Annotated in this window: 8 protein-coding genes; 6 read left to right on the top strand and 2 right to left on the bottom strand. The window is 42.1% G+C overall.

What is annotated here, in order from left to right:
* Positions 1-312: 312 nt before the first annotated feature.
* From V7783_RS20600 to V7783_RS20590, 3 genes are all read left to right on the top strand, one after another.
* Entirely contained in the window at positions 313-1,902 is a 1,590-nt protein-coding gene (locus V7783_RS20600) for an alkaline phosphatase (RefSeq protein WP_335680330.1), read from the top strand.
* A gap of 11 nt (positions 1,903-1,913) precedes the next feature.
* Complete coding sequence (locus V7783_RS20595; protein ID WP_335680329.1) at positions 1,914-3,704, top strand: alkaline phosphatase; 1,791 nt, start codon at positions 1,914-1,916, stop codon at positions 3,702-3,704.
* A 121-nt stretch (positions 3,705-3,825) separates the two neighbouring features.
* Positions 3,826-4,539, top strand: a complete 714-nt coding sequence (locus V7783_RS20590; protein WP_335680328.1) for a hypothetical protein — start codon at positions 3,826-3,828, stop codon at positions 4,537-4,539.
* A 44-nt stretch (positions 4,540-4,583) separates the two neighbouring features.
* On the opposite strand, the gene V7783_RS20585 is transcribed toward V7783_RS20590, so the two are convergent.
* A complete protein-coding gene (locus V7783_RS20585) occupies positions 4,584-6,650 on the bottom strand; it encodes a TonB-dependent receptor (RefSeq protein WP_335680327.1) in 2,067 nt (688 codons plus the stop codon).
* A gap of 227 nt (positions 6,651-6,877) precedes the next feature.
* On the opposite strand from V7783_RS20585, the gene V7783_RS20580 reads away from it, so the two are divergent.
* Positions 6,878-7,678, top strand: a complete 801-nt coding sequence (locus tag V7783_RS20580) for a VOC family protein (RefSeq protein ID WP_335680326.1) — start codon at positions 6,878-6,880, stop codon at positions 7,676-7,678.
* A 24-nt stretch (positions 7,679-7,702) separates the two neighbouring features.
* Here V7783_RS20580 and V7783_RS20575 read toward each other — a convergent pair whose 3' ends face one another.
* On the bottom strand, positions 7,703-8,437 hold the full coding sequence (locus V7783_RS20575) for a transporter substrate-binding domain-containing protein (protein WP_335680325.1): 735 nt from the start codon (positions 8,435-8,437) through the stop codon (positions 7,703-7,705).
* Positions 8,438-8,577: 140 nt separating this feature from the next.
* Between V7783_RS20575 and V7783_RS20570 the strand changes: the two genes are divergently transcribed.
* Both V7783_RS20570 and V7783_RS20565 read left to right on the top strand, forming a co-directional pair.
* Complete coding sequence (locus V7783_RS20570) at positions 8,578-9,243, top strand: SDR family oxidoreductase (RefSeq protein ID WP_335680324.1); 666 nt, start codon at positions 8,578-8,580, stop codon at positions 9,241-9,243.
* A gap of 151 nt (positions 9,244-9,394) precedes the next feature.
* On the top strand, positions 9,395-9,757 hold the full coding sequence (locus V7783_RS20565; RefSeq protein ID WP_335680323.1) for a hypothetical protein: 363 nt from the start codon (positions 9,395-9,397) through the stop codon (positions 9,755-9,757).
* The last annotated feature ends 171 nt before the right edge of the window (positions 9,758-9,928 follow it).

Here is a 9,928-nt window from a genome sequence, read left to right as displayed (position 1 = left end):
ACTTACCACTTACCACTTACCACTTACCACTTACCACTTACCACTTACCACTTACCACTTACCACTTACCACTTACCACTTACCACTTACCACTTACCACTTACCACTTACCACTTACCACTTACCACTTACCACTTACCACTTACCGCTTACTCCCGAACCACTGTAACGTTATGATATAACAAATTAAATTTATTATACCTTTCATTTTTATGTAACCAAAAGTCACTTTTTCAGTAACAAATCCCGCCTAGTATAAATATTCTGATTATTACTAACTTTCTTGACCATAACGTATCAACGGAATTTAAAATGAAAATTAATAAAATTGCGACTGCAATTGGTTTAACACTGGCATTGTCTACGGCGGCAAATGCAGGTGTACTACCAGATAATCAAATGAAAAGTGATTGGTATAGCGCTGCACAAAGCAAAATAACCTCTAAACAGGCAATGGCTAATACCGTACCAGCAACAAAAGCAAAGAACGTGATCCTATTTGTGGGCGATGGTATGGGTGTATCTACCCTCACAGCCGCACGCATCCTTGCAGGTCAAAAACAAGGGGCTTTAGGGGAGGAAGGCTTTTTGAGTTTTGAGGAGTTTCCATACTCTGCGCAAATAAAAACCTATAACGTGGATGCACAAACACCGGATTCAGCGGGCACAATGACAGCCATCATTTCTGGTGTTAAAACGGATGTTGGCGTTATTGGTGTTAATGAAGATATTGAACGTGGTAATTGTGCAACAGTCGCAGGTAATGAATTAATTACAGCCACTGAACTTGCTGAAATTAAAGGCCTAGCCACGGGTATTATTTCTACCGCACGCATCACTCATGCGACACCTGCTGCAACGTACGCAAAATCGGCAGATCGTAACTGGGAAGATGTTTCAGATATGCCAGCAGCTGCGGTTAGTGCAGGATGTGAAGATATCGCTTCTCAATTAGTTAATTTTGAAAAGAATTTAGAGGCGCGTTTTGCAGGTGTTGATGTTGATGGCCTTGAAGTAGTGATGGGCGGTGGTCGTCGTCATTTCTTACCAAAAGACCCTGCATTCAACTCTGTTGATGCAATGAGTGAAGTCGAAGGTGACCGTACTGATGAGCGCGACCTTACAGCACTGTGGCAGCAACAATACCCTGAAGGCAAGTATGTAGTCGACAAAGCTGGATTTGATAGCTTAACAACCGATACAACGCGTGCATTCGCATTATTTAATGAATCCCATATGCAATATGAAGCCGACCGCAGCAATGATATTGCAGGCGAACCTTCATTGACCGAAATGACCACAAAAGCCATTGATATACTAAAGAATAATGAGAAAGGTTTTTTCTTAACGGTTGAATCGGGTCGTATCGACCATGCCCACCATGCGGGTAATGCCTATAACGCATTAAATGACACCATTGAATTTGCCAATGCGGTTAAAGCAGCAGTAGAAAATACTGATCCAAATGAGACGCTGATTTTAGTGACAGCTGATCACAGCCATGTATTTACCATTGCTGGTTATCCAAAACGCGGTAATCCAATTTTAGGTCAAGTTGTAGCTGTTGGCAGCGATACAGCAACTCTAGCGGCAGATGGTATGCCATATACCACCGTAGGTTATGCCAATGGTTTAGGATTTAGAGACCTAGGTGATGAAACCGATGCCGATGCGTCGTATTTAGAGGCCGCGATTGCAGGACGTGTTGATTTGTCTGCAATTGATACTTTAACACCAGGCTTTCATCAAGAAGCAACAGTCCCTATGGGCTCTGAAACCCATGCCGGTGAAGATATTTCATTGCACGCAACGGGTCCTGGTGCACAGTTAGCGCAAGGTGTCGTGGAACAAAATGTTATTTTCCACATTATCAATCAAGCGCTCGAACTAATAGAAGAATAATGGTGATCACAATGAAAAAACTTAACTTAATTTCTCTTGCGGTAGTTGTTGCCTTGGCTGGTTGCTCTGATGATGACGATAAAATTGACTCACTCACTGTTGAAAACACCCTTGCGGTTGGCTCTGAGCAATGTATCAATGGCGGTATTGAAACGCTAACCGGTGAAGACACTAATAAAAATGGTGAGCTTGATGACGATGAAGTAACTGCAACCTCTGTAGCGTGTAACGACCCTGCAACGTCATTAAATGCTCAGCAGCTAGCGCCGCTTACAACTAATACATGGTTCAAAGAAGCGAAAACCAAACTCGCTACTAGCCAAGATAATATGGCTAATATTGTTAAAGAATCGGGCAAAGCGAAAAATGTCATTCTTTTTGTAGGTGATGGCATGGGGATTTCAACAGTTACAGCAGCACGTATTTTAGCGGGTCAGTTACAAGGTAAAATGGGTGAAGAGCACCAATTAAGTTTTGAAACGCTTCCGTTCTCAGGTTTTGCTAAAACCTACAATGTTGATGCTCAGACTCCAGATTCTGCGGGCACCATGACCGCTATGGCGTCGGGTGTAAAAACCGATGTTGGCGTGATTGGTATTGATGAAGCCGTAGTTAATGGCAACTGTTTATCAGGCAAAGGTCATGAGCTAATTACGTCATTAGAACTGGCTGAAATTGCAGGTAAATCGACAGGGATCATCTCAACAGCAAGGATCACGCATGCAACGCCTGCGGCAACCTATGCAAAAGCAGCTAATCGTAACTGGGAAGATATTTCTGATATGCCAGAATCTGAGGCGGCAAATTGTGAAGATATTGCCTCGCAACTGGTTAATTTCGAAGAGAACTTAACAGCACGTTTCCCGGGCGTTGATATTGATGGCATTGAAGTCGTAATGGGTGGCGGTCGCCGTCATTTCTTACCGAAAGATGCGGCATTTAATTCAGCAGATGCGGTAAGTTCAGTAGAAGGTGATCGTACCGATGGTCGTGACCTAACTGCAGAATGGCAAGCTAAATATCCAAATGGTCAATATGTGATGGACCAAGCGAGCTTTGATGCGATTGATGTGGTTAATACTAAACAAGTGTTTGGTTTGTTTAATGAATCACACATGCAGTATGAAGCAGATCGTAGTAACGATATTGCGGGCGAACCATCTTTATCACAGATGACAGCAACAGCATTAGATATACTAGATAATAACGATAAAGGCTTTTTCTTAACGGTTGAAGCTGGGCGTATTGACCATGCTCATCACGCGGGCAATGCCTATAACGCGTTAAACGATACCATAGAATTGTCAAAAGCGGTGCAAGTGGCGCTTGATAAAACCAGTATCGAAGATACATTAATTATTGTCACTGCCGATCATAGCCATGTATTTACCATTGCTGGTTACCCTAAACGCGGTAATCCAATTTTAGGTAAAGTGGTTGCTGTTGGTGAAACTGAGCCAAGTCTTGCTGCCGATAACATGCCGTATACCACCGTTGGTTATACCAATGGTGGTGGTTTTAGAGACCTAGGTGAGGAAACAGATGCAGAGGCAGGTTATAACTTTGCCCCAGTAACTGGTCGTGTTGATTTAACGGATGTAGACACGCAAAGCCCTGGTTTCCACCAAGAAGCGCTAGTGCCTCTTTCATCTGAAACCCATGCTGGTGAAGATGTTGGTGTGTATGCCCGTGGTCCTGGTGCGCATTTAGTTACAGGTACTAACGAGCAGAGCTTTATTTTCCATGTAATGGATTATGCAGCTGATTTAGTAAAACAAGCCGACGAAAAAGTCGCTAACTAAACAGTTTTAGTGAAATAGGCTTAACTAAAAGAGCAACTCACATCCGAGTTGCTCTTTGTCATTAATTTGCCAAACAAACACTTTACAGTGATCTAAAGTATTACTTCAAAAAGAGAATTCAGTGAAAAAACTAATCGCATCTTTACTGCTAATTAGCCCATTGGCCAGTGCCTCGCAGTGCGCACTTGAAAGCCAGTATGTACAAGCTAACTATCAAGTTAGCAGTGAGCAAACAACAAACAATACACTCGCGCAGGCGCAGCAATTTACCTTGTGGCGAACGCCGCATCAGGTCGCGGAACAAGGCAGTGAGTTAGTCGAAGTATGGCAGCAACTGCGTAATCAGCAAATTCGACCAATTCGATATTTTCAAGCGCACCAGCGTGGTATTGAATATCAACCAACCGAAGTGCAAGGCGAGCAAGATTGGAGTACTAAATATCAGTTAGTAAGTGATGATTTTATTGCAAAAATGACTCTTAAGAGTGAGCAGGGCGAAGGGTGTGAACAACTGCAAAATTATCAATTAGTGCAAGGTGATACTAAGATAGAGCTTGCATGGTTGGTCAATAAAAAGCTGGTAAGCTCAATGCGTATTAGCAAACCACAGTTAACGCAAACATTAACGCTGGATAAGGTGAAATTTGATAAAGCGGCTGTGATGCAACAATTTGCCAACTGGGATAGCTTTCAAACCACCGATTACGCAGATATTGGTGATAACGAGGGCGACCCATTTTTAGCAAAAATGATTAACTTGGGCTTTATTGAGCACGGCGCCTCGGGTTTTTATGACGCCAGCGGCAAAGCTCTAGGCGGTGGTCATAGTCATTAAAAGAGCGCTTGCGCGCTCTTGTTAAATATTAGCTTGTAATTAAGTTAGAAGCCAAAGCTCCAATTCACACTGGCTACGCGGCCAGTGCCCGCAAAGTAACGAGTCGCGGCAGGGTTAGTTTGACCATAATAAGTGATATAAAACTTATCGGTTAAATTATCAATACCTAGGCTAAATGCGCCGTACTGTTGTGTTTGATAGTTAACTGATAAATCAACCGTGGTGTAACCTGCAAATTCACCCCCGGTATTATAGTCACGATCAAATAGCTTATTGACTTGTAAGCGACTGTCGATGTTATTGAACCACTGTTGCTGCCAAAATAAGTTAAGGCGGGTTGGTGAAATATTACTGCCGCCTAAATCACTTTCTACAATGTTATCGCCATCCCCATCGTATTGACCCTGAGTGTCTGCGTAGTTTGCACCAAATGTAGTCTCATCGTTTAAGTAATACTGAGCACTTGCTTCAAAACCATGAATTTCAGTACGCTCACGTTGCACGCTATAAATACCATCGGCATCGGCTTGTAAACGTGAACCTAAATCTGAGTCTGACTCAAAGTAGCTGGCTTTAAAACTAATTAAATCATTGTTGTATTCAACGCCAATTTCCCGGTTGTCTGAAATCACCGGCTCAAGGTTTAAAAAGCTTTCAACCGATAAGCCCGGTTGGTTAATGCCACGCAATACTCGGCCTACATCAGCCATGCTAAAGCCTTCACTGTAGCTGGCATAGACGCGCAAATCGCTAGTGATTTGATAAACAACCCCCACATTGCCCAGCAACTCGTTAAAGCTTGGATCGCCTCCTGCTACAAAGGTGCTGCCGTAAGAGGCGAGAGTGGTGAAGTCATCAACCTTTAGCTTGCCGTATTCGTAGCGAGCGCCGACGTTGAAGGTCCAATCTTCAAGGCCATCAAAACGTAGTTGTGCAAAAGGAGCTGCATTATTAAATTTTGTTTCTGGAACCCAGTTACGGCCTGTTTGTGCTAACTCTTGGTATGTTTCATCGCTTAATAAATCAACGCCAGTGACTAAATCAAAATCACTGCCAGCAAGGTTATTTTTCGCATAGGTTAAGCGGCTACCGAACTTTTGTGATTTATTTTGCGATTGGTCGAAAATATCATCGCCATACTCTTGGTCTTGGAATGTGCTAAAGTTACCGCCGCCGTACATGGCAGCAAAGTCTTGCATAAATACCTGTAATGACAAACTGCCGCCGGCGATGTTGTTATGTACATAATCAACAGTGGCGGTAGTTACACGATTGCGAGGAGAGTCGCCTTCTACATCGCCTTTTTCAGCGCCAGTTGCAATACCGTTTGCGGCGTCGCCATTGGTTGCTATATAGTCGCCATTCCCTTCAATGTTGTAATGATTCAGCATTACTTGCAGGCTTTGTTCGCTATCTAACTGGTATTTCGCTTTAAAGAATAAATCTAGGCTGGTTGAATCTTGAGTATCACCTTGGGTGCCATCAAGCCCCACTAAGTCACCATTGCCATCACGGTACATGCCTGTGCTGCGTGCTGACACGCCAGCAACTATGCTTAAATCATCTTGCTCTTGGCTAAATAAGTAGCTGGCTTTATAGCTTTGGCTATCGCTACCACCGGTTGTAGGGGCGCTAAATCCAGCGCTTACTTGATGGTTATTATCGCCCGGTGTTTTGGTAATAATATTAATAATACCGCCACTGGCGCCCATGCCTTGAATTGCATTAGCACCGCTGATCACTTCAATGCGCTCGATCATGGCAGGATCAATGGTATTGCCATCACGTGAGCCGTTGCGTAGCGGGTTTGATTGTGGCACACCATCAATCATATAAAGTGGTTCGCGGCCGCGTAGTGTTTCACCGGCACTGGTCATTTTTTGTCTGCTTGGCGAAAAGCTCGGTAATAAGTTACCCAGAATTTGTGAGAGATCTTGGGTATGGGCTAATTGCTTGGCAATGTCAGCTGCGCTGATCACGCTAATTGTTGCAGGTACTGTACTAACAGGAGCAGTGCTACGAGTAGTGGATACTGTGATTTGTTCAATATCAGCTTGAGTATTAGCAAGGGCTGCTAAAGGTGTTAGTAAAAACGGTAAATAATATTTCATGGTCACAATATAATCACTATTTAAGATGGTAGTAAAAATTGTTCGTATTTATACATTTATTTAACGTTGTTATCAATAGCTTCATTTCGAAGCGTAGTTAATTATTGCGATTAATTTAATAAGTTGCGGTGTTAGCGGTATTTATAGTGGCGAATGCTACAAAAAATTGGCAAAAATGGCTTTCTTCCCTTAACTTTAATAGCTGTACTATTTAAGGTGAATGAATCATGAGTGAAACAACAAATCATCCCCATGGCATTTTCTGTTGGTCAGAGTTATGCAGCACAGATTGGAAAAATGCTAAAGCTTTTTATACCGAACTCTTTGCTTGGGGAGCGGATGATCAACCAATTGGTGATGATCTTTATTACACAATGTTGCAAAAGCAAGGTGATGATATTGCCGCCATGTATCAAATGCCAAATGAGCAAAAAAACGCAGCGACTCCCAGTCATTGGTTAGCTTATATTGCAGTAGATAATATTGATGAAGTAGCAGCCAAAGCGCAGCAACTTGGGGCAGAGATTATTGCCGGCCCTCATGACGTAATGGATGCAGGTCGCATGTTATTGCTCAATGAACCCGGTGGTGCATTGTTTGCTTTATGGCAAGGTAATCAACATAAAGGATGTAAACGCTTAAGCGAACTAAATACCCCGTATTGGCATGAGCTGGCAACGCGCAATAGTGCTGCAAGCCGTGAGTTTTATTGCCAGTTATTAGGGTGGCAATGTGTTGAAAAGCCAATGGAAGGAATGAAATACACGTTATTCACAATCGACGATCAACCCGTTGCTGGGATGTTGGAAATGACGGATGAATGGTCTGCTGATATTCCAGCTCATTGGATGATTTATTTTGCTGTCGATGATTGTGACAATTATGCCGCAACGGCTCAGCAACTTGGTGGTGAGGTTTGCGTACCACCAACCGATATCCCTGAGGTTGGGCGATTTAGTGTGATCACCGATCCACAAGGTGCAGTGTTTTCTATTATGACGTCTTCAATTCATAATATTCAAGATTAACCCAAAGTCGATCGAGCTGACCGACTACAGTGGAGGCAGCTCAATGATTTCGCCATTACATTGTGAAAATTCATTCGCAATTTTATTAAATATAGCGGCAATTTCACTGCTGTTTTTTAAGTTAATAATTGACTGATTTAGGGGGGCAAAAAGAGTTTTATGTTGCTTGTTAATAAAGTGATGTAGAGGAAATGATTGCCCTAAAACTACCCGCATATAGATTTTTTTTAATCCTGATCTACATAACGTCCCCCTAGGAAATAAACTATTACCTAGGATGGCGTCTGCATGTTGTTTTTTTAATGCAATAAAAGCGGACTCGTCATTGATCACGGTATTACAGTTCAATTGTTTAGTTTGGCAGAACTTTTCTGTGATTAAGGTACCTGTAATAGTAAGAAAGCCTTGATTAGCATCGAGTTGACAAAGAGATTCCTCGATACAGAATAGCGCAATTCTAAGTTCTGTTAGCGGGGTAGGTATCATTAACAATGACTGGTATTGCTCAGCAATAATACTGAACCTGCCAGCTTCTGCATCATACAAACCGCTATTAACTTGCTCAAGGCCACGCTTGCTTGGTAAATAAATGTACTTAGGCGCTATGCCTAATGGCTTATACACTTCATTAAACAGCGTTTCCACTTGAGATTTACCAAGATGATAAGATGCACTTTCTGACACATTAATAATGTAATCATTCGCAGTACTCAGTGATGAGAATAAGCCTACAAATAATATAAAAAAAACTTTATACATAGTAAACACGATAAAATGTTGATGCATTTAACATAGCATAGAACGAAAGACTTGCAGTTTTAGTTGCTGTTTTATATTTAGTCCTTGTATTTTTTATCATCATCCCAAGTTATTAAGCTAACAGTAATTAGGAGATAAAAATGACTAAGCACGTGGTAATTACAGGCGCAAACCGTGGCATCGGCCTTAATTTATGTCAGCAATATTTAGCAAAGGGCTACCAGGTTACGGCCGTGGTGCGTACTCCAAGCAATGAACTTAAAGCATTAGACGTAACGGTGATCAGCAATATCGATGTTGCCAATGCTGCAGACATTGCGACACTCGAAAACCAGTTACATGGTCATAAGATAGATCTGCTTATTAACAATGCCGGTATTTTCCATAATGAAAGTATGGCAGAAATGGATTTTGACACCATCAATCAACAAATTACAGTCAATGCGGTAGCACCGATCCGAGTGACTCATGCTTTGATCCACAGTTTAGGTGTTGATGCTAAAGTCGCTATGATCACCAGCCGTATGGGCTCTATTGCCGATAATGGTTCAGGTGGTTATATTGGTTATCGCATGTCAAAAGCGGCACTTAATGCCGCATCAGTGAGCTTAGCTCATGAATTAAAAGGTAAAAAAATTGCTGTTGGATTATTTCATCCAGGTTTTGTGCAAACGCAAATGGTTAATTTTGCAGGCGATATTTCAGCAGAGGAGTCTGCACAGCGCTTAGCGCAGCGTATTGATGAACTAAATCTTAGTAATAGCGGTGGTTTTTGGCATTCAAATGGTGAAACATTACCTTGGTAAATTAACAAAAATGCACAGTGAGTGCCGTTATATTTCAACAGTTAGTAGATAAAATGCGCTAACTGCTGAAATCTTTCGCTAATTTTTCATGCTATTATTTGCTATAATCGCTCTATTAAAAGCCTTAACAGCCGTATTTAGAGAGCAGCACATGGAATTAGAGCAAGATAGTAGTTTAACCCTTCCGTTATTTCTTTTTGATGAGACCTTAAATGAGCGAGATTTATCGACCCCAGATCTCTCTATAAGCGTACTTTTAGATGACGACTTGCTGACCCAGCTTTGTCAAAATCCAGCACCGGATAGCAGCATTGCTATTACTATTTCAGATTATATTGTAGAAGCTCATAACCCGGCGTTTGCAGAGTTAATTTGCGAAGCACATCACGCACAGTTAACTTTAACTCATGGGCCATTGCTAAGTGCCGTACTCGATACCCAATCAGAGCAAACATTTGTGTCACCACAAATGGATATGATGCCGACCTTTGATCTAGGTGATGAGGACGAATAAAGCGATGAAAAAGTCTTTTTTGCTGAGTGCATTTATTATTGTGCTCAGTGGCTGTGCTTACTTAGGCGCAGCTCATTACAATGAATTGTTTGGCCCAGAACAAACGCAACAACGCATCGTTGAGCATACTACTGGTAGCGGTGCCGAGTTTTTACAGCACGTACAACCTGT

Origin of the sequence: Pseudoalteromonas sp. (genome assembly GCF_036960685.1) — a bacterium.
Taxonomy (GTDB): domain Bacteria; phylum Pseudomonadota; class Gammaproteobacteria; order Enterobacterales; family Alteromonadaceae; genus Pseudoalteromonas.
This window is presented reverse-complemented; position numbering and strand designations above follow the sequence as displayed.

Coding starts and splice junctions, on each gene's coding strand:
- V7783_RS20585 (WP_335680327.1), bottom strand. CDS start 6,650: ATGAAATATTATTTACCGTTTTTACTAACACCTTTAGCAGCCCTTGCT.
- V7783_RS20595 (WP_335680329.1), top strand. CDS start 1,914: ATGAAAAAACTTAACTTAATTTCTCTTGCGGTAGTTGTTGCCTTGGCT.
- V7783_RS20600 (WP_335680330.1), top strand. CDS start 313: ATGAAAATTAATAAAATTGCGACTGCAATTGGTTTAACACTGGCATTG.
- V7783_RS20570 (WP_335680324.1), top strand. CDS start 8,578: ATGACTAAGCACGTGGTAATTACAGGCGCAAACCGTGGCATCGGCCTT.
- V7783_RS20565 (WP_335680323.1), top strand. CDS start 9,395: ATGGAATTAGAGCAAGATAGTAGTTTAACCCTTCCGTTATTTCTTTTT.
- V7783_RS20580 (WP_335680326.1), top strand. CDS start 6,878: ATGAGTGAAACAACAAATCATCCCCATGGCATTTTCTGTTGGTCAGAG.
- V7783_RS20575 (WP_335680325.1), bottom strand. CDS start 8,437: ATGTATAAAGTTTTTTTTATATTATTTGTAGGCTTATTCTCATCACTG.